Annotated in this window: 17 protein-coding genes; 7 read left to right on the plus strand and 10 right to left on the minus strand. The window is 43.5% G+C overall.

Annotated features, from left to right (window positions below; all coding sequences use genetic code 11):
* Nucleotides 1–90: 90 nt before the first annotated feature.
* Nucleotides 91–450 (minus strand): DUF3316 domain-containing protein, encoded by a 360-nt coding sequence (locus MSG36_RS17335; RefSeq protein WP_248369007.1) that lies wholly within the window; start codon nucleotides 448–450, stop codon nucleotides 91–93.
* Nucleotides 451–829: 379 nt separating this feature from the next.
* On the opposite strand from MSG36_RS17335, the gene MSG36_RS17340 reads away from it, so the two are divergent.
* Together MSG36_RS17340 and MSG36_RS17345 are read left to right on the plus strand one after the other, a co-directional pair.
* Nucleotides 830–1,510, plus strand: a complete 681-nt coding sequence (locus MSG36_RS17340; RefSeq protein WP_248369010.1) for a TVP38/TMEM64 family protein — start codon at nucleotides 830–832, stop codon at nucleotides 1,508–1,510.
* Nucleotides 1,511–1,574: 64 nt separating this feature from the next.
* Nucleotides 1,575–1,892, plus strand: a complete 318-nt coding sequence (locus MSG36_RS17345) for a DUF2007 domain-containing protein (protein ID WP_050651525.1) — start codon at nucleotides 1,575–1,577, stop codon at nucleotides 1,890–1,892.
* Between the two features lie 131 nt (nucleotides 1,893–2,023).
* Here the strand turns inward: MSG36_RS17345 and MSG36_RS17350 are convergent, their stop codons facing one another.
* The 4 genes from MSG36_RS17350 to topA form a co-directional block, all read right to left on the minus strand.
* A complete protein-coding gene (locus MSG36_RS17350; protein WP_017062100.1) occupies nucleotides 2,024–2,821 on the minus strand; it encodes an alpha/beta hydrolase in 798 nt (265 codons plus the stop codon).
* A 285-nt stretch (nucleotides 2,822–3,106) separates the two neighbouring features.
* Nucleotides 3,107–4,561: a glycogen synthase GlgA gene (gene glgA / locus MSG36_RS17355; protein WP_248369012.1), complete on the minus strand. Its 1,455-nt coding sequence runs from the start codon at nucleotides 4,559–4,561 to the stop codon at nucleotides 3,107–3,109.
* A complete protein-coding gene (gene glgC, locus MSG36_RS17360) occupies nucleotides 4,551–5,780 on the minus strand; it encodes a glucose-1-phosphate adenylyltransferase (RefSeq protein ID WP_080582251.1) in 1,230 nt (409 codons plus the stop codon). Before glgC ends, glgA begins: the two co-directional genes overlap by 11 nt.
* A 524-nt stretch (nucleotides 5,781–6,304) precedes the next feature.
* Nucleotides 6,305–8,935: a type I DNA topoisomerase gene (topA, locus tag MSG36_RS17365; protein ID WP_248369014.1), complete on the minus strand. Its 2,631-nt coding sequence runs from the start codon at nucleotides 8,933–8,935 to the stop codon at nucleotides 6,305–6,307.
* A gap of 439 nt (nucleotides 8,936–9,374) precedes the next feature.
* Between topA and MSG36_RS17370 the strand changes: the two genes are divergently transcribed.
* Nucleotides 9,375–9,620, plus strand: coding sequence for a YciN family protein (locus MSG36_RS17370; protein WP_017062104.1), 246 nt, complete (start codon nucleotides 9,375–9,377; stop codon nucleotides 9,618–9,620).
* Between the two features lie 61 nt (nucleotides 9,621–9,681).
* Here the strand turns inward: MSG36_RS17370 and aroA are convergent, their stop codons facing one another.
* Nucleotides 9,682–10,962 (minus strand): 3-phosphoshikimate 1-carboxyvinyltransferase, encoded by a 1,281-nt coding sequence (aroA, locus tag MSG36_RS17375; protein ID WP_248369016.1) that lies wholly within the window; start codon nucleotides 10,960–10,962, stop codon nucleotides 9,682–9,684.
* A gap of 162 nt (nucleotides 10,963–11,124) precedes the next feature.
* Complete coding sequence (locus MSG36_RS17380; RefSeq protein WP_050634895.1) at nucleotides 11,125–11,580, minus strand: glycine zipper 2TM domain-containing protein; 456 nt, start codon at nucleotides 11,578–11,580, stop codon at nucleotides 11,125–11,127.
* Nucleotides 11,581–11,633: 53 nt separating this feature from the next.
* On the opposite strand from MSG36_RS17380, the gene aat reads away from it, so the two are divergent.
* The 3 genes from aat to infA all read left to right on the plus strand — a co-directional run bounded on the left by aat (nucleotide 11,634) and on the right by infA (nucleotide 13,342).
* Nucleotides 11,634–12,344 carry a leucyl/phenylalanyl-tRNA--protein transferase gene (gene aat / locus MSG36_RS17385; protein ID WP_248369018.1) on the plus strand — a complete coding sequence of 237 codons (711 nt, stop codon included), beginning with the start codon at nucleotides 11,634–11,636 and terminating at the stop codon, nucleotides 12,342–12,344.
* Nucleotides 12,344–13,042, plus strand: coding sequence for an arginyltransferase (locus MSG36_RS17390; RefSeq protein WP_248369020.1), 699 nt, complete (start codon nucleotides 12,344–12,346; stop codon nucleotides 13,040–13,042). The genes aat and MSG36_RS17390 overlap by 1 nt, the downstream gene beginning before the upstream one ends.
* Before the next feature lie 81 nt (nucleotides 13,043–13,123).
* Nucleotides 13,124–13,342, plus strand: coding sequence for a translation initiation factor IF-1 (gene infA / locus MSG36_RS17395; RefSeq protein ID WP_001040192.1), 219 nt, complete (start codon nucleotides 13,124–13,126; stop codon nucleotides 13,340–13,342).
* A 243-nt stretch (nucleotides 13,343–13,585) separates the two neighbouring features.
* On the opposite strand, the gene clpA is transcribed toward infA, so the two are convergent.
* Both clpA and clpS read right to left on the minus strand, forming a co-directional pair.
* Nucleotides 13,586–15,859, minus strand: a complete 2,274-nt coding sequence (gene clpA, locus MSG36_RS17400; protein WP_048607331.1) for an ATP-dependent Clp protease ATP-binding subunit ClpA — start codon at nucleotides 15,857–15,859, stop codon at nucleotides 13,586–13,588.
* Nucleotides 15,860–15,898: 39 nt separating this feature from the next.
* Nucleotides 15,899–16,219, minus strand: a complete 321-nt coding sequence (clpS, locus tag MSG36_RS17405) for an ATP-dependent Clp protease adapter ClpS (RefSeq protein WP_004737430.1) — start codon at nucleotides 16,217–16,219, stop codon at nucleotides 15,899–15,901.
* A gap of 585 nt (nucleotides 16,220–16,804) precedes the next feature.
* Between clpS and cspD the strand changes: the two genes are divergently transcribed.
* Entirely contained in the window at nucleotides 16,805–17,026 is a 222-nt protein-coding gene (cspD, locus tag MSG36_RS17410; RefSeq protein WP_004736548.1) for a cold shock domain-containing protein CspD, read from the plus strand.
* Between the two features lie 302 nt (nucleotides 17,027–17,328).
* On the opposite strand, the gene MSG36_RS17415 is transcribed toward cspD, so the two are convergent.
* On the minus strand, nucleotides 17,329–19,557 hold the full coding sequence (locus MSG36_RS17415) for an NADP-dependent isocitrate dehydrogenase (RefSeq protein ID WP_248369022.1): 2,229 nt from the start codon (nucleotides 19,555–19,557) through the stop codon (nucleotides 17,329–17,331).
* Nucleotides 19,558–19,562 lie beyond the last annotated feature (5 nt).

Genomic DNA, 19,562 nt, shown 5'->3' on the forward strand with positions numbered 1-19,562 from the left:
AGTGCAATCTATATACATAACTAAGCCGCATTTACTGCGGCTTTTTTTATGTCGACAAAACTAGTCTTATGTATCACTGGACCACTGTGATCAAAAGGATGGACGGTAATAGTATTTGTAATCCACTTTAACCATCGGAATGAAGTTAATTTCTCCAGAGGAATCCATTATTTCTTTTACTTTGATGGTACCGTTTTTGATTTCAAACGAGCGTACATCTACTTTTTCAGAGGCTTGCGGTAAGATTTTGCTCAATTCATATGAGCGCTTGCTGTTTATATCCATCCAGATTTTTTTTCCAGATTCGTAAGCCTGTGATTGGCTCGCCACTACATCGCCTTTAAATATTTTAGACTCAACAGCCGCACGGTGATAGACGCCCGATCCCATGGCTTGGAAAGAGAATAGGCTCGTTGTAGCAATAACCGTAATCATTGATAATAATTTCATAGCTAGCTCCTTAGTTGTCTGCCTGAATAATTATCTAAAACAATCTTCATGCCACGATTGTTACGTATATAGAACGAGCCAAGACCAAAACTCTTTCAAATTTTTGTTACTTTTTACGTGGTACAAATTATCGCTATAAAAATAATGCATACAAAACAAGTCGCTAGCAGAGAGTCACAACCTTCTAATCAACGAATCTTTTTCCACCTCTATTTCGCCAATACTTGTCGGCAAGATAAGATTAAGCAATTAGGCTAGCTGTTTACCCCCAATCCATCGTCTAGAATAAATAGTTTTTTATTAACTGGTGAAAGTTAATCTATGCTTTTCCTGTCTATCTATACTATCGGTATGCATTGAAAATTTAGAGGAAGTATCAATGAGTAAGAAAATGATATTGGGTATTGTGTTGGTCGTAACCATCGTGTTGTTAGGCATCAATTTCGGCCAGTACTTAACGCTTGAAAATGCTAAAGCCCAACAAGCTGTGTTAAATGATTACATTGACAGCAACTTTATTGCGGCTGCCGCTATCTATTTTGTCGCGTATGTCATGATTACGGCTTTCTCCATTCCTGGTGCCGCTGTTGTAACCTTATTAGGGGCCGCGCTATTTGGCTTCTGGAATAGCTTGCTGCTGGTATCTTTCGCAAGTGCGATCGGTGCGACCTTAGCCTTCTTAAGTAGCCGTTACCTGTTGCGTGACTGGATTCAAACCAAATTTGGTGACAAATTGGCGACGATTAACAAGGGGGTTGAAAAAGACGGCGCATTTTACCTGTTTTCTCTGCGTCTGATTCCTGTATTCCCATTTTTCCTTATCAACCTATTGATGGGTCTAACACCGATGTCAGTGAGTCGTTACTACATTACGAGTCAAATCGGGATGTTACCGGGGACGGCGGTTTTCTTGAATGCTGGTACTCAGCTCGCAGAAATTGATTCACTTTCGGGCATCGTCTCCCCTTCAGTACTATTGTCATTTGCGTTATTGGGGATATTCCCAATAGTGGCTAAATGGTTGATGGGTAAGTTTCGCTCAGCACCCGTGGTTGAATAACGTATATAGCTGAATAATTTATAATAGCTAAATAACACAGATAGCCGAATAAGGTTCTATTTCAATGAAAATCTTCAGTGCATCGAATCCGACAGAAGCTCATATCATCTGTGGATTATTAGAAAGCGAGAATATTGCCTGTGAAGTCCGTGGTGAGGGGTTGTTCGGATTGAAGGGGGAAATCCCATTCACTGAAGAAACTGACCCTTACGTATGGTTATATGAGCCAGAATTGGCCAGTAAAGCTCGCATGCTAGTAAATGACTACCAAAAACAGCAAGATTCGATCATCTATGAAGAGTGGCGTTGTGGTGAGTGTCATGAAGTCAACGAAGCTCAATTCGGCTCTTGCTGGCAGTGCGGTTCTGCCTCACCTGAATAGCAAGGTTTCAGTGATCTGATAGAACGATTCGGTCAGATACCTCCTCCAAATAAAAACGGGAAGCTAAAGTTAGCTTCCCGTTTTTATTTCAATTCGATTAAATCATCATCTTTGATTTCACGCCTAGAAAATCACTGAATTTGTTTTTGAATAAACGCAATCGAACGCTGATTAAACTCTTCAGGGTTTTCCACGTTACATACGTGTCCACAATTCGGGATTTCTACTAGCTCGCTCGACTCATGCGCTGCGACCATTTCTTTTACAGGCTTAATAAACATGTAGTCACGTTCACCCATCAAATAAAGAGTCGGTATTGGTAGCTCTCTATCTTTAAAATATTTCATCAAGGGGTTTACATCAGCCGTTAAGATAAACCAGCGCTTAAACTCTTTCTGGCACAGCTTTTTAGCTTCGCGGATAAACAGGTGACGCGATTCTTTCTGACTCTTTTGTGGCATCACAACATAAGCAAAAAGGCTGTATAACCACATGTAAGGAATGATGTGCTTGCTGAGGTTACCCAACTTGATTAACACTTGAGAGCGAGTGTTTAGCTTGGTGACAGCGCCACCCAGTACCATTGAACGTACACGGCCAGCCGCTAACTCGGCAACGTTACGCACAATAATCGTGCCCAAAGACATGCCAACGAAATGTGCAGAACGGATCTTAAGATGGTCTAACACCTTAAGAATATCAAGCGTCACCGATTTGAACGTATAGCGATTCGAAATCAGCCCTTTAAGTATATTGTCTGATTTACCGTGCCCTCTCAGATCAATGAGAAGTAAGTTGAAATGCTGTTTATACGCTTTGATCTGCTTGAACCAGATGGAGGAACTGCCTCCTGCGCCATGCACAAATACAACCCACTCATCGCTCGTAGGGTGAGTAAATGTTTTATGAAATAGTAAACTCTCAGACATACCTATCGCTTTAATTATTGGAATGGAGCTATGCCTCATCACGAGGCGATGACTAAGGATATCACGCTATTAAGAACTTTAAGTGATAATAGTGTCAAACCTATCATTAGTCATGTGAATACCTACCTCACCTTTTCTACCTGACTAAAATGAGTTTGCAAGCTTTGTCTTCGTAAACGTGAGGTGCTCTGACCAGGAAACAAAAAGGCACTCTACAATTAGAGCGCCTTCATTTATTACGAGCGGTTGTCGCTCGCCAGCTAATTTTAATGCTAAGTCAACAAGTTAAAGTGCTGAATGGTACATAGCTAGGTATTCTTTAGCCGCATCTTCCCAACTAAAATCTTGCTGCATCGCATAAAGCTGAACACGCTTAATTTCAGATGGGTTTTGTGCGTAAAGCAGTAATGAACGATGTAACACAGCCAATAACGCTTGCGGTGTTGGCTCTTCAAAAGCAAACCCAGTCGCGACTTCAGGATCCTGATCGTAATCATTCACGCTGTCTTTTAAACCTCCCACAGAACGAACAATCGGCATAGTACCGTAAGCCATGCTGTAGATTTGGTTTAAGCCACACGGTTCAAATTCCGAAGGCATCAAGAAGAAATCAGAGCCTGCTTCAACCAAGTGCGCAAGTTCATTATTGTACGCTTCCACGAACGAGAACTTATCTGAGTGAAGCGCTGATAGCTCTTTCAATTGACTCGCCAAAACCGGATCGCCAGTACCGACAATCACGACCTGAAGATCATTTTTCAAAAACTGTTCAATGATAGGCAGTAAGTAATGAACACCTTTTTGATTCGTCAAGCGACAAACCATGCCATAAACCGCGCAATCGGCAACGGGTAAACCTACATCTTGTTGCAGTTTTTGCTTACAAGCTGATTTTCCGCGAGCCATGCTGTGTTTGGTCGCTTTGTATTTACGAGGTAGGAAAGCATCAGTTTCCGGATTCCAAGCCCCGTAATCACACCCATTCAAAATGCCGAACAGATCAGCTGATCTGTGTTGGAATTCTGCAGCCATACCGTGGCTACCTAATTCCGTTTTCAACTCTTCTGCATAGGTAGGACTTACTGCGTTCACTTTATCCGCGCACATCACGCCAGCTCTTAGCATAGTGACATGAGTGTCACTCACTGAAGCTTCAGGTACATGGTAACTGTGCATCTCTGGCAGGAATTGCAGTTCATCGTATGCGAACACACCTTTGAAAACCGCATTGTGAATCGAGATAACACTGCGCGTATTTTCAAAGAAATCGTGTTGTTGATAACGCGATTTAAGCAAGAAAGGTACGAAACCAGTATGCCAGTCATTTGCATGAATGATATCCGGTTGAAAACCAAGCTTAGGAAGCATATCAAGACAGGCTACACTAAAGAACGAGAAGCGCTCTCCGTTATCAGCATAAGCTTGATTGTTTTCTGCGTACATTTCCGGGCGGTCGAAATACTTGGCACATTCAATACCAAAAACTGGAACGCCTTCTACGCTCAGTTTTTTAACTTGATAAGCTGTATGAGGCCAATGATCGAGTTCAGTCGATAAAATAACTTCTGCTGAATCAATGTTTGGAATGTTTCTATATGCGGGGATAGTCACTCGAACGTCCTGTTCGAGTGTTTGCAACGCTTTCGGCAGTGCCTTGGCTACATCAGCCAAGCCACCACTTTTGATCAAGCCTTCAACTTCAGACGCTACAAAAAGTACCGAGAGAGTCTTAGTAACCAACTCGTGCTCCTTTAGAAATCACTACGACACCATCGTCAGATACGTGGTAATGCTTTTTGTCTTCTGTCAGATTTACACCAATCTGTGTACCCGGAGCGATGTCTGCATCTTTATCAATGATAACGCGGCGCAAGATACAACCCTCACCCACTTTTACATCACCGAGTAAGATACTTTCGCTGATATCACACGCTGATGCGATATTGCTGCGGAAGCCCAGTACACTCTTTTCAATACGCGAACCACGTACATAACTACCGCTACACACAAGGCTATCAATGATCTGAATTCGACCATTTGCCGAATCAGTAAACGTAGCTGGTGGTAGTGGCGGGTAATAAGTGTGTAGAGGCCATTTACGGTTGTATAGCGAGAATGGCGCATCTTTCTTAAGAAGGTCCATGTGCGCTTGCCAGTACGCGTCAATCGTACCTACATCGCGCCAGTAAACTTCTTCTTTCTCACCAGTAATACGGTTGGTGCTGAAATCATAAACAAACACATCACCACGTGGGAACATGTTTGGAATAATGTCTTTGCCGAAATCGTGTGTCGAACCTTCTCTATCAGCATCTTCCGTTAGTTCAGCAAAAAGCTCTTTCGCTTCGAACACGTAGTTGCCCATTGAAACGAGCGCTGATTCTGGATCGCCCGGGATCGACTTCGGATTTGCAGGTTTCTCTTCAAAGCCAATCATACGGCCGTCAGCATCAACCTCAATAACACCGAATTCTGATGCTTCAGCAAGCGGCATGCGCAATGCTGATACTGTTAGAGCCGCTTTCTTCTCTTTATGGAAATCAAGCATCTGTTTGATGTCCATCTTATAGATATGGTCTGAACCAAAAATACATACTTGATCAGGTTCTTCCAACTCCATAAAGCCCATGTTTTGGTAGATAGCATCTGCTGTGCCTTCATACCAACGCTTTCCTTTACGCATTTGCGCAGGAATTGGGTCGATAAAACGGTCTGTTATGCCACTGATATTCCAGCCTTTTTTCATATGGTGGAACAGTGACTGTGACTTAAATTGTGTTAATACGTAGATCTTCATTAGATCAGCATTAACGAAGTTGTTCAAAGCGAAATCAATTAAGCGGTAACTACCACCGAAAGGAACCGAGGGTTTGCTGCGAGATTCAGTTAAAGGTCTTAAGCGAGAGCCTTCACCACCAGCAAGAATCATTCCCAATACACCAGCCATTTTATTCTCCATATATCTATAGCTTGTCGATGTTAGTACTCGTAGAGGTATCTTCCTCTGGGGGATGAGCACCAACACTTATTTCGGTATTTAGCGAATATCCATTCACATATAGTGACAATATCCTAAGCCAAACGTTGTTATGTGTGCACTATTCTTTGCACTTGGTTTTATATACGTTATCGACTTTTCGGCCGAATTCAATTTTTAATACGCCATTCTGTGGTACGTAAGCTGATTGCTTTCCTAAGACTTAAAGCAGCTCACACTACACCGTCCAGACGAAACATTACATTAACACCCGACACACATCAGGTATACAACTAAACGCTGATCTGTGAGTTACAATATTTTAATTAAGTTACATTCTCGTTAAAGTTGCATAAGAAGACCTGATTAATTGTCGTCATTTATTTTACGATGTGAATTTAATAAATTCTCGCAGACGAAACACAAAATCAACAAGTTGCATATTTAGTCATATAGAGACCAAAAAAAAGCAGCCATTAGGCTGCTTTTTCATCAATAACGTTCAGTTACTTCTCTTTAGGCTTTTTACGCTTATCCGTAACTTCCCACTTACCGTCGGTGTACAACGCAGTCCAACCGGACGGTTTTCCATCGACTTCAGTACGCACGTAGTTTTCTTTGGTCTTACGACTAAAACGAACCACTGCCGGCTTACCATCAGGGTCAGCAACTGGCGCTGATGCTAGGTATTGGAACTTAGGTGAGATACGGTCTTTAAAACGAACCAGCTCTTCCACTAATGGCGCACGTGTTTCACGCGATTTAGGGAAGTTGCTCGCAGCCATAAATAGACCAGAAGCACCATCACGAAGAACAAAGTACGCGTCTGAATTTTCACACGGAAGTTCAGGGAAATGTACCGGGTCTTCTTTCGGTGGCGCAACTTCGCCATTTTTCAGAATCTTACGAGTGTTCTTACAGTCTTCACTCGTACAGTCCATGTATTTACCAAAACGACCGTTCTTCAGAACCATGTCAGAACCACACTTGTCACACTCAACAAGTGGACCATCGTAGCCTTTCACTTTAAATTCGCCGTGCTCAACCACATAACCTTCACAGTTCGGGTTGTTACCACATACGTGCATCTTACGCTTATCATCGATTAGATAAGCATCCATTGCCGTTTCACAAATAGGACAACGCTTTTTAGCTCGAAGTGCTGCTGTTTCAACGTCTTCTTCAAGCACGTTGATAATGCCTTCTTCATCACCAAGGTTGATTGTTGTCTTACAACGCTCTTTTGGTGGAAGTGCATAACCAGAACAACCAAGGAATACACCTGTCGAAGCAGTACGAATACCCATTTTACGGCTACAAGTCGGACACTCAATATCGGTTTCCACGATATGATTTGGCTTCATGCCACCAGCGTCTTCGTCTAAATCTGCTTTTTCCAAATCGCCAGTAAAGTCTTCGAAGAAGTTATCTAGCACGCCTTTCCAGCTTGCTTCGCCTTCTGCGATTTGGTCCAACTTCTGCTCCATACGAGCAGTGAAGTCGTAGTTCATTAAGTCATTGAAGCTGCCGTCTAAACGGTCAGTAACAATTTCACCCATCTTCTCAGCATAGAAACGACGCTGATCAACTTTTACATAACCACGATCTTGAATCGTCGAGATGATTGATGCGTATGTTGAAGGACGACCAATACCACGCTTCTCAAGCTCTTTAACTAGCGCTGCTTCAGTGAAACGAGCCGGTGGTTTAGTGAAGTGCTGCTTAGGGTCTAACGCGATCAGATCAAGCTTATCGCCGATCTGTACTGCTGGAAGGATCGTATCTTCGTTCTTACCCATTGGACGCTGAACACGAGTCCAACCATCAAATTTAAGGATACGACCTTTCGCTTTTAACGTGTACTCGTCTGCTTTAACGCTTACTGTCGTTGAATCGTATTGAGCTGGCGTCATTTGACACGCTACGAATTGATTCCAAATTAGCGAGTAAAGCTTGTGTGCGTCTGCGTCTACGCCGTTTAGGTCTTCCGACTTAACATCTACACTTGAAGGACGAATCGCTTCGTGGGCCTCTTGAGCGCCCTCTTTGCTGCCGTATACAAGTGCTTTAGGTGGAAGGTATTGCGCGCCGTACTCAGAACCAATGTATTCACGAGCGGCTTCTACAGCTTCTGAGCTCAAGTTGGTTGAGTCAGTACGCATATAAGTGATGTAACCCGCTTCATACAGGCGTTGAGCCAGCATCATGGTTTTCTTTACGCCATAACCAAGACGGGTACTCGCCGCTTGTTGCAGCGTCGACGTGATGTAAGGTGCAGACGGTTTACTCTTTGTTGGGCGGTCTTCACGTTTACATACTTCGTATTGCGCTTTTTCTAAAACGCTAACAGCAGCTTGTGTTTGCGCTTCATTTTCAGGTTTAAACGCAACACCGTCTTTCTGTGCTACTTGCAATCTAAAGTCGGTTTTCTCTGCTGTTTTAGTATCAGCATGCACATCCCAGAACTCTTCAGGGATAAAGGCGTTGATCTCGCGCTCACGCTCTACCAGTAGTTTTACCGCTACTGATTGAACGCGGCCAGCGGACAGGCCTCGTGCTACTTTTTTCCAAAGCAGAGGTGACACCATAAAGCCAACAACACGGTCCATAAAACGTCGTGCTTGTTGAGCGTTTACGCCATCAATATTTAGCTCACCTGGAGTTTCGAAAGCTTGTTGAATAGCATTCTTGGTGATTTCGTTAAAAACCACTCGCTTGTATCGCGTTTCATCGCCGCCGATGATCTCACGAAGGTGCCATGCGATAGCTTCTCCTTCGCGGTCCAAATCGGTTGCGAGATAAACATGGTCTGCGTTCTCAGCCAGTTTTTGCAATTCAGCGACGACTTTCTCTTTACCAGGTAGGATTTGGTAGTTCGCTTCCCACTCTTTATACGGGTTGATACCCATCTTTTTGATAAGAGCTTTGCGATCTTTTTCTTTCTTGATACGAGCTTTGTCTTCTGGGCTCATACCCTTGGTTGAAACTGCAGCAGCCTTTTGACCAGTACTTTGACCCGCCGTTGGTAAATCACGTACGTGACCTACACTCGACTTAACGACAAAGTCTTTGCCAAGATATTTATTGATAGTTTTAGCCTTGGCTGGCGACTCCACTATAACGAGCGATTTACCCATATTGACTCTAACGTCCTTAATCACGATGCTTCAGCACCAACAATTTAGCTTGTGGGCTTTTACGCATGATATTCTAAATTCATTGCTTCTTTTTTTACTATTGTGCGAGATTACTAGAAGATCAACCGCTTTTTTCAAAATTGGATCTGATCGCTCGACAATTCGACGACTCATAGATAAAAGGGTCACAATATAAAGAAGCTATAAAGTACTCACTAAGAATACTTGCAAGAGCCTATTCATCAGGCATTACGTCTAAACGGGCTCATACTAAGCTTGTCCGCGAATCTAACGCGAGCCCCATTCAATTATTTTTGCCGTAAATCACAAAATAAATTGTGGATGTTTGAAAAGACTCTCTTAATTGGTTGTGAAATCATTGAATTTCTAGTTCGACACCATAAACTCAACGTTATATTCAGTTATCAGAGATAAACTCATGACAAAGAAAGTAATAGCAGAATTTGATTTACTGCTTATCGCAAACCAAATTATCCAATCACATGATGACTACATTGAAGGCATGCGCGCAAACAGCGTAGTAGAAAAAGACGATGTACTCGTCTTCAAAGGTGAATACTTCTTAGACAGCAATGGAATGCCGACCGAGAATACAACCGCGGTATTTAACATGTTTAAATACTTAGCGCACCACCTTTCGAAAGAATTTACAATTCAGCAATAATTAAAAAGCTTGCCACTTAGGCAAGCTTTTTTGTTCCTAAACCTTTACATACTAAGCATTTTTATAGGCTTAGCATTTTCAGTTTGTCGAAATAATCAGGGAATGTCTTTGACGTACAACCTGGATCATTAATCGTCACAGGCGTATCGCTCAAAGCAACCAGCGAGAAACACATCGCCATACGGTGATCATCGTAAGTATCAATCGCCGCGTGAGTCAGTTCAGCCACAGGGTTAACAATGATGTAATCTTCACCCTCTTCCACTTCAGCGCCGACTTTACGTAGCTCTGTTGCCATTGCAGCCAAGCGGTCTGTCTCTTTCACACGCCAGTTGTAGACATTACGGATTGCCGTTGTGCCTTTCGCAAACAATGCGGTTGTCGCGATAGTCATCGCAGCATCTGGGATATGGTTATAGTCCATATCAATGCCTTTCAGCTCGCCACAACGAGAGATAACGTAGTCGTCACCCCATTCGATTTCCGCACCCATTTTCTCAAGCGCATCAGCGAATTGGATATCACCTTGGATACTGTTTTTACCAATACCAGTGACCTTAATCTCACCACCTTTGATAGCAGCGGCTGCAAGGAAATATGACGCAGATGATGCATCACCTTCAACCAAGAAATCACCCGGTGCCGAGTAAGATTGCCCCGTAGGAATCACAAACTCTTGGTAATCGTTGTTGATCACGTACACACCAAATTGCTTCATGATGTGCAGCGTAATATCGATGTAAGGTTTAGAAACCAATTCACCGTCAATTTTAATGGTCACTTCACCTTCAGCTAAGGGCGCAGCCATCAAAAATGCCGTCAAGAATTGACTAGAGATTGAACCGTCGATAGAAACCGTACCGCTCTTCAAACCTGTACCTGTGATCTTCAATGGTGGGTAGTTTTCGTTCTCTAAGTATTCAACGTCGGCACCGGCTTCTCGCAGGGCCGTTACTAAGTGGCCAATTGGGCGCTCTTTCATGCGCGGCTCACCAGTAAGAACGTATTCACCGCGACCTAAACATAGTGCAGCCGCCAACGGACGCATCGCCGTACCCGCGTTACCTAAGAAAAGCTCTAGAGCTTTATCACTTGAGAATGCACCACCAACACCTGTCACTTCACAAACGGTTTTGTCTGCAGACAACTGGTAATCAACACCTAGCTGCGTCAATGCATTCAACATATGACGAATATCATCACTGTCTAGTAAGTTTGTTAGGCGAGTGGTTCCCGTAGAAAGTGCAGCCAAAAGAAGTGCACGGTTGGAAACGCTTTTTGAACCAGGTAGGTTAACTTCCCCGTTCACTTTTTGAATTGGTTGTAACGTAAGGCTTTCCATTAAATCTTATAGTCCTTGTACCACCCGAAGTCACTGGCGCGTATTTATTTTCGGGTGATGAATAATTCTTCGTACTTGCAGACTAACGAACTTTTCCAACGAACTCCAGAGCTAATCCCGCTCAAACCGATGATTAATTAGCCAATCAATCGTATCTACATACTAGTACGCGAGATCAACTCGAACACCATCTGAAAAATAGAGAATTCGTACATCATCGCCTCGGTTGAACAACATCGAGTTATCGACATCTTGGATGATGTTGACCAGCTTGTCGTCTTTGGTTTTGACCAATAACTCGACCAGTTTGTACTCTACTTTATATTGTGTGTTACCTCGGTTACGAGCAATACCCGCGCCCGCTACTGCGCCGACAGCTGTCGCCACTTCTTTACCGGTGCCGCCGCCAAACTGATTACCAATCAAGCCACCAATCGCCGCACCTAACAAGGTTTCCCAACCATTCGCTTTCGACTCAACGATCTCTTGCTGCGTGATGTATCTGACCGTATCAATCTCACCATAAACCACCTCGTTTACTGGTCGAGCTTGGTTTCTGTTGTAAGCTGCATTTGCCAACATGGGCAAAACAAGTAAAATCCAAAGCAACTTCTTCATGGTAAAACTCCTAAAGACCTCTTGGTCAGTGATTAATCTGTAATGCGGTACTTATGACTATATACCTAACCGAACTTGATACTACCAGTATAGAGTTTCCTTCGCCTTTCGACGCGCTTGATGAACCCAACGGTCTGCTCGCCTTCGGTGGTGATTTATCACCAACGCGAATTTTAAACGCTTATAGCCAAGGTATATTTCCATGGTATGGCCCAGGTGAGCCTATACTTTGGTGGAGCCCTGCACCGCGAGCGGTATTTAATCCTAAGACATTCGAACCGTCAAAAAGTCTTAAAAAGTTTCAAAGAAAGCACAATTACCGAGTCAGCATCAACCAATCGACGGACAGAGTAATTGGTTATTGCTCTTCACTAAGACCCGAAGAAGAAACCTGGCTAAACAGCGACATGCAGTCAGCCTACCGCAAACTCGCTTCATTAGGTTTCTGCCACTCGGTTGAGGTTTGGCAAGATGATGAACTGATCGGCGGACTTTACGGCTTACAAAGAGGCCAAGTCTTTTGCGGTGAATCGATGTTCAGCCTGAAGACCAATGCCTCTAAAATCGCGCTGTGGTATTTTTGTGAACACTTTACACAATTCGGCGGACAACTGATTGATTGCCAAGTCATGAACCCTCACTTGGAATCCTTAGGCGCTATCGAGGTTGATAGGGATGAATTCCTAGGCTCTCTGCAATTACTCAAAGAATTTTCCGTTGACGATGCATGCTTTCAAACCCAATGGCTAAAGGAAGTGCCTTAATGAATCCAGATTTACAACAAATCAGAATTGGATTAACAGACAATCACGCTTGCAGCTACTTACCTCACCTCGAAGAAAGAGTAGCGGTCACGCTTGATGAACACATGCACACCTCAGATAACTATGAAGTTCTGCTTGCGAACGGTTTTCGCCGCAGTGGTTCAACCATTTATAAGCCACATTGTGATAATTGCTCAGCATGCCAAGCAATTCGTCTTTCAATTCCTGAGGTAAAGCTTTCCAAAAGCCAACGACGGATCCTTAACAAAGGAAAATCACTACGTTGGCAGCTGAAAGATGAGATGGATGACAACTGGTTTGACTTATACAGTCGCTATATCACCGCTCGTCACCGTTCGGGAACCATGTACCCACCCAAAAAAGAAGAATTTCTACAATTCTCTAAAAATGAGTGGCTTACTACAAAGTTCATGCACATCTATGATGAGAACAAGTTGGTTGGTATCGCCGTAACCGACATCATGGCTCACTGTACGAGCGCGTTTTATACCTTCTTCGATCCTGATATAGATATTTCGATGGGAACACTTGGCGTTCTATTTCAGATCCAACATGCCCAGAAAGAACAAAAACAATGGTTATATTTGGGTTATCAAATCGATGAATGCCCTGCGATGAACTATAAAGTACGATTTCAACGTCATCAAAGGCTAGTAAATCAGCGGTGGCAAGGGTAGAATACGCGACAACTTTACATATTTTGATTTTAACGGCACAATCAAGCCGTTGAAAACCGCCAAATTTCGAAAGAGGATTAGATGGCTAAAGAAGACGTAATCGAGATGCAAGGCACTGTCCTTGATACTCTACCAAACACAATGTTCCGTGTTGAGCTTGAAAACGGTCACGTAGTGACAGCACACATCTCTGGTAAAATGCGTAAGAACTACATCCGTATTCTTACTGGTGATAAAGTAACTGTTGAGATGACTCCATACGACCTTTCTAAAGGCCGCATCGTCTTCCGTGCTCGTTAATTTTTAATTAGCGAATACAATAAGAAGCGGAGCTTAAGGCTCCGTTTTTTATTGCCTGAACTTTTTACTACACAAGCACATCAACCTCGCATCTCGCATCTCTCATCTCTCATCTCTCATCTCTCATCTCTCATCTCTCATCTCTCATCTCTCATCTCTCATCTCTCATCTCTCAAACATAAAAAAACGCACAACCGAAGTCATGCGTTTTATATTTAAGCCCTTGATTTATCAATCACTTCGTTAGTGCATAACCTCTTCTTTAGCACCAACATAGATGAAATCCAATTCGTCTTTTTTCAGGGATACTTTAACCGTACCGCCATCAACCAAGCTACCGAACAGTAACTCGTTAGCGAGTGGTTTCTTAAGCTTCTCTTGAATCACACGTCCCATTGGACGAGCACCCATGGTCTTGTCATAGCCTTTATCAGCTAACCAGTGACGAGCATCCTCAGAAACCTCTAAAGACACGCCACGAGCGTCCAGTTGAACCTGAAGCTCAACAATGAACTTATCAACTACTTGACTAATCACACTTGGATCAAGGCTGTTGAACCAAATGATATTATCGAGACGGTTACGGAACTCAGGAGTAAATACCTTCTTGATTTCACCCATCGCATCTGGCGCATGATCTTGTTGGATCAGGCCGATCGATTTCTTCTCGGTTTCAGCCACACCTGCGTTGGTCGTCATCACTAGAATCACATTACGGAAATCCGCTTTGCGACCATTGTTGTCAGTTAACGTACCGTTATCCATTACTTGCAGTAATAAGTTAAAGATATCTGGGTGAGCTTTCTCGATTTCATCCAGTAACACAACAGAGTGCGGGTTCTTAATTACGGCATCCGTTAGCAGACCACCTTGGTCGTAACCAACATAACCAGGAGGAGCACCGATCAAGCGGCTCACAGAGTGACGCTCGCCGTACTCAGACATATCAAAGCGCAGGAGCTCAATACCCATCAACTTAGACAGTTGAACCGTCACCTCTGTTTTACCGACACCAGTAGGACCAGCAAACAAGAATGAACCAACAGGTTTATTGTCTGCACCCAATCCAGCACGGGTTAGCTTAATCGCTTCACTCAATACATCGATTGCAGGGTCTTGTCCAAATACCAACATTTTCATGCGGTCATCCAGTTTCTGCAGCGTATCTTTGTCTGAAGACGATACTGACTTCTCAGGAATACGCGCCATTTTCGCAACCATTGATTCAATATCAGCCACGCTTACCGTTTTCTTACGACGGCTTGCAGGCGCCAAACGGCTACGAGCGCCCGCTTCATCGATTACGTCAATGGCCTTATCTGGAAGGTGACGTTCATTAATGTATTTAGCAGACAGTTCCACAGCGGCACGCAACGCTTTGTTGGTGTAGCGCACTTCGTGGTGAGCTTCGTATTTTGGCTTCAAGCCAATCAGAATCTTGGTCGTATCGTCTAGCGATGGTTCTATAATATCAATTTTCTGGAAGCGACGAGCTAAAGCACGCTCCTTCTCAAAAATACTGCTGTACTCTTGGTACGTTGTTGAACCGATGCAACGTAATTTACCACTGCTTAGTAGTGGTTTAATTAAGTTTGCCGCATCAACCTGACCACCCGATGCAGCACCCGCACCAATAATGGTGTGGATCTCATCGATGAACAGAATCGCGTCTTCTTCTTTCTCCAGTTGCTTAAGAATCGCTTTAAAACGTTTCTCAAAGTCACCACGATATTTGGTTCCGGCTAATAGTGAACCGATATCTAGAGAATAAATTACGCTGCTCTGAATGATTTCAGGCACTTGCCCTTCAACGATGCGCCATGCAAGACCTTCCGCGATGGCAGTTTTACCAACACCCGCTTCACCCACTAACAGCGGGTTGTTCTTACGACGACGACATAGAACTTGGATAGTGCGTTCTAGCTCTTTGTCACGACCGATTAGTGGGTCAATATTGCCCTGCTTCGCTACTTCGTTAAGGTTAGTAGCAAAATTTTCTAAACGGTCTTCGGAGTTAGCTTCTTCAGCATTTTCTGCACCACCAAATGAATCAGATGATGAAGGACTGTCGCCTTCGTTGCTGGCTTTAGTAATACCGTGTGAGATGAAGTTAACAATATCTAAGCGACTAATGTCATTTTTCTTAAGAAGATATGCCGCGTGAGATTCTTGCTCACTAAAAATAGCCACAAGTACGTTAGCACCTGTTACTTCGCTGCGACCTGAAGATTGAACATGAAAAACAGCGCGTTGAAGTACTCGTTGAAAGCTCAACGTAGGCTGAGTTTCGCGAGTTTCGTCGCTTTCAGGGATAAGTGGGGTCGTTTGATCGATAAAAATATCGAGCTCATTGCGAAGAGCATCGAGATCAGCCTGACAAGCTTGGAGCGCTTCCTTGGCCGCATCATTTTCTAATAATGCTAGTAGGAGGTGTTCGACAGTCATGAATTCATGTCGCTTGTCTCGCGCACGAGCAAATGCGCCATTTAAACTCGTCTCTAATTCTTTATTTAGCATAAGTACCTCCTAAGGGAACAACAGTGTTGTTCGAGCAATTTATACTTGCTCCATTGTACATAGTAGCGGATGCTCATTTTCCTTTGAGTACATCGTGACCTGCGCTACCTTTGTTTCCGCTATTTCAGCACTGTATGTGCCACATATAGCTTTACCTTCATAATGAACCTTGAGCATCACTTCCGTTGCTTTTTCGATATCTAGTGAGAAGAATCGCTCTAGGATCTCGATTACAAAGTCCATGGGCGTGTAATCATCGTTATTTAACACAACGTTATACATCGCCGGTGGCTTTACTTTTGTTGCTTCTTTCTCCAGTAAATCTGAGCCTGGAGATGCCCATTCAAAGTTTCTGCTCATATCGCTTTGCTAAGGGTTATTTTTCGGAAGTCGTGAGTGTTTACCTAACTCAAATTTACCACATTCACGCTTTACGGTGTACTAAGAAACTGCACCGAGAAACAGTACCAAAAAATATTCCTCTATACTGAGCCTAATCCACCATTTCCATCGCTGCAAATAAAAGATCTCGATTAACAGGATTAACATATGTGATTGATTAAAAAGACGCCATAACTATTGATACTAACGATAAGATCACTGCTAAGTTACTATTTAGTTAATAGTTTGCAGTTAATCTCGAATGTGATTTGTTATTAAAATTGATCACTTTTATACCAATTTACTATTGACTGTGCTCAATCATTAGCTACATTGGAGCTAAAAGGTTTTTTAATACATTTTTGCAACATGATTTAAGATCAGTAACACGCTTCAAAAATTAACAATAAGGAATAATTACGCAGGGTAGCGTTAATTTCCGTAAGCAATGTACGAGATTCAAGCTATTAGCTGAAATTCTTTAGCTGGTAGGAATGATATCAATCGCACTTACAACAATTGATATAACAACGTTAGTAACAAAATGCATGAGGGATGTATAGCATGGCTACAGGTACAGTAAAATGGTTTAACAATGCCAAAGGGTTTGGCTTTATTTGTCCAGAAGGTGAAGACGGCGATATATTCGCGCACTACTCCACAATACAAATGGAAGGTTATCGAACCTTAAAGGCTGGTCAGCAGGTCGACTATGAAGTAGAAAGTGGACCTAAAGGCTCGCATGCTAGCTCCGTTGTTCCTGTAGAAGGCAGCGCCGCAAAATAGGCGAATGCCAACTCATGTTAACCTCCATCAGTCGTCATTAACGGCGGATAGGTAAGCAGAATATTGAAACCGCTCATTTAATACCTGTAACACAGGATTACGTGAGCGGTTTTTTCGTTTTAGGGGCTATAAAGTTGCTCACTAGACCACTAGTTCGCGGATGTATTCGTATTGAGCTAGAAAAAAGACGCTTTAACGTTATCGTTAAAGCGTCTTTCGTTTTGACTTTATCTATGACGTAGCTGTCAGACTAAGCAACTCGTTAGCAAATCACCTTCATGACTGACTAACGATGAGTCCAATCACGATGCATCAATAAATGCGTTTAGCGTTGAGCTTGGGCGCATTAGTGTTGAAACCAATGCGTCGTCAAGTAGGTAGTAACCACCTAAGTCACCAGCCACACCTTGAGCGTTGTTCAGCTCTGCAACGATCGCTTCTTCACTTTCAGCAAGTTGACTTGCCACACCTGCAAACTCAGCAGCAAGATCAGCGTCAGCCGTTTGCTCAGCAAGCGCCTTAGCCCAGTATGCCGCTAGGTAGTAGTGGCTACCACGGTTATCAAGCTCACCTACTCGACGTGAAGGAGACTTGTTGTTATCAAGGAACTCGCCCGTCGCTTTATCAAGCGCGTCAGCTAAAACTTGTGCTTTAGCGTTACCTGTTACTACGCTCAGGTGCTCTAGAGATGCAGCCAATGCCAAGAATTCGCCTAGGGAATCCCAACGCAGATGGTTTTCTTTCTCTACTTGTTGAACGTGCTTAGGAGCAGAACCGCCAGCACCTGTTTCAAACAGACCACCACCGTTCATTAGTGGAACAATCGATAGCATCTTAGCTGATGTACCAAGCTCTAGAATCGGGAACAAGTCCGTTAGGTAATCACGCAGTACGTTACCTGTAACCGAAATAGTATCTAGGCCTTCTTTGATACGAGCCAGTGAGTATTGAGTCGCTTCAAGTGGACCAAGGATCTTAATTTCAAGACCATCGGTATCGTATTCAGGAAGGTACGCTTCAACTTTCTTAATAAGCTGAGCATCATGCGCACGTGACGCATCTAGCCAAAATACCGCTGGAACACCCGATGCACGAGCACGCGTTACCGCAAGCTTAACCCAGTCTTGGATTGGTGCATCTTTAACCTGACACATACGGAAGATATCGCCTTCCTCTACGTCTTGCTCTAGAAGCACAGCGCCTGAAGCGTCAACAACTTGAACCTGACCAGCAACTTCAAGGATGAAAGTCTTATCGTGAGAACCGTACTCTTCGGCTTTTTGAGCCATCAAGCCAACGTTTGGTACGCTACCCATCGTTGTTGGATCGAACGCGCCGTTCTCTTTACAGAAATCAATAACCGCTTGGTAGATGCTCGCATAGCTACGATCTGGGATCATTGCTTTGGTATCTTTTTGCTTACCTTCTGGATCCCACATTTGACCAGAAGAACGCAACATTGCCGGCATAGATGCATCCACAATGATATCGCTTGGTACGTGTAGGTTAGTAATACCACGGTCCGAATCAACCATCGCTAGTGGTGGCTGCGTCTCGTATACTGCTTGCAGGTCAGCTTCGATTGCTTCTTTCTGCTCTTGAGGAAGCGCAGCAATCTTCGCGTAGACATCACCGATGCCGTTATTTACATCAACGCCTAGCTCTTCAAACAGTTGACCATGCTTAGCAAATACGTCTTTGTAGTAAACCTTAACCGCGTGACCAAAGATCACTGGGTCAGATACTTTCATCATCGTCGCTTTCATGTGAAGAGAAAGCAGTACACCTTGCTCTTTAGCCGATGCAATTTCTTTTTCGAAGAACGCAACCAAAGCGGCCTTGTTCATCACTGACGCATCAATGATCTCTTTATCTTGCAGTGCAAAAGCTGGCTTCAATGTTTTCTTCGCGCCATCTTTGCCAACGAATTCAATGCTAACTTCTGTAGCACCTTCAATGGTTACTGACTTTTCGCTACCGAAGAAGTCTTTGTCGTCCATACTTGAAACGTGCGACTTAGAATCTGCAGACCAAGCACCCATTGAGTGTGGGTTCTTCTTCGCGTAGTTTTTAACTGAAAGTGGAGCGCGGCGATCCGAGTTACCTTCACGTAACACAGGGTTTACTGCACTGCCTTTGATTTTGTCGTAAGTCGCTTTAACAGCTTTCTCTTCGTCGGTATTTGCTTCTTCTGGGTAATTAGGAAGTGCGTAACCTTTTGACTGTAGCTCTTTGATCGTTGCTTGAAGCTGAGGTACTGATGCAGAGATGTTTGGAAGCTTGATGATGTTCGCTTCTGGTGTCTTAGCCAATTCACCTAGTTCTGCTAATGCATCACCAATACGTTGCTCTTCGTTCAAGTAGTCAGGGAAGTTGGCAATAATGCGCCCTGCAAGTGAAATGTCGCGAGTATCAACGTTTATACCAGAAGAAGCTGTAAAAGATTGAATGATTGGCAGCAGAGAGTAAGTTGCTAGTGCCGGAGCTTCGTCTGTAATGGTATAGATGATCGTTGGTTTTTCAGTAGGCATGAAAT

The sequence above is a fragment of the Vibrio sp. 1CM8B genome (genome assembly GCF_023161685.1).
Classification (GTDB): Bacteria; Pseudomonadota; Gammaproteobacteria; order Enterobacterales; family Vibrionaceae; genus Vibrio; species Vibrio coralliirubri.

Bases quoted from the DNA above. Each gene is read 5' to 3' on its own strand.
- topA (WP_248369014.1), bottom strand. From the start codon at position 8,935: ATGGGTAAATCGCTCGTTATAGTGGAGTCGCCAGCCAAGGCTAAAACT.
- clpS (WP_004737430.1), bottom strand. From the start codon at position 16,219: ATGAGCAGAAACTTTGAATGGGCATCTCCAGGCTCAGATTTACTGGAG.
- MSG36_RS17390 (WP_248369020.1), top strand. From the start codon at position 12,344: ATGAATCCAGATTTACAACAAATCAGAATTGGATTAACAGACAATCAC.
- MSG36_RS17415 (WP_248369022.1), bottom strand. From the start codon at position 19,557: ATGCCTACTGAAAAACCAACGATCATCTATACCATTACAGACGAAGCT.
- MSG36_RS17350 (WP_017062100.1), bottom strand. From the start codon at position 2,821: ATGTCTGAGAGTTTACTATTTCATAAAACATTTACTCACCCTACGAGC.
- glgC (WP_080582251.1), bottom strand. From the start codon at position 5,780: ATGGAGAATAAAATGGCTGGTGTATTGGGAATGATTCTTGCTGGTGGT.
- infA (WP_001040192.1), top strand. From the start codon at position 13,124: ATGGCTAAAGAAGACGTAATCGAGATGCAAGGCACTGTCCTTGATACT.
- MSG36_RS17335 (WP_248369007.1), bottom strand. From the start codon at position 450: ATGAAATTATTATCAATGATTACGGTTATTGCTACAACGAGCCTATTC.
- cspD (WP_004736548.1), top strand. From the start codon at position 16,805: ATGGCTACAGGTACAGTAAAATGGTTTAACAATGCCAAAGGGTTTGGC.
- aroA (WP_248369016.1), bottom strand. From the start codon at position 10,962: ATGGAAAGCCTTACGTTACAACCAATTCAAAAAGTGAACGGGGAAGTT.
- aat (WP_248369018.1), top strand. From the start codon at position 11,634: ATGACTATATACCTAACCGAACTTGATACTACCAGTATAGAGTTTCCT.
- MSG36_RS17380 (WP_050634895.1), bottom strand. From the start codon at position 11,580: ATGAAGAAGTTGCTTTGGATTTTACTTGTTTTGCCCATGTTGGCAAAT.
- MSG36_RS17340 (WP_248369010.1), top strand. From the start codon at position 830: ATGAGTAAGAAAATGATATTGGGTATTGTGTTGGTCGTAACCATCGTG.
- MSG36_RS17370 (WP_017062104.1), top strand. From the start codon at position 9,375: ATGACAAAGAAAGTAATAGCAGAATTTGATTTACTGCTTATCGCAAAC.
- clpA (WP_048607331.1), bottom strand. From the start codon at position 15,859: ATGCTAAATAAAGAATTAGAGACGAGTTTAAATGGCGCATTTGCTCGT.
- MSG36_RS17345 (WP_050651525.1), top strand. From the start codon at position 1,575: ATGAAAATCTTCAGTGCATCGAATCCGACAGAAGCTCATATCATCTGT.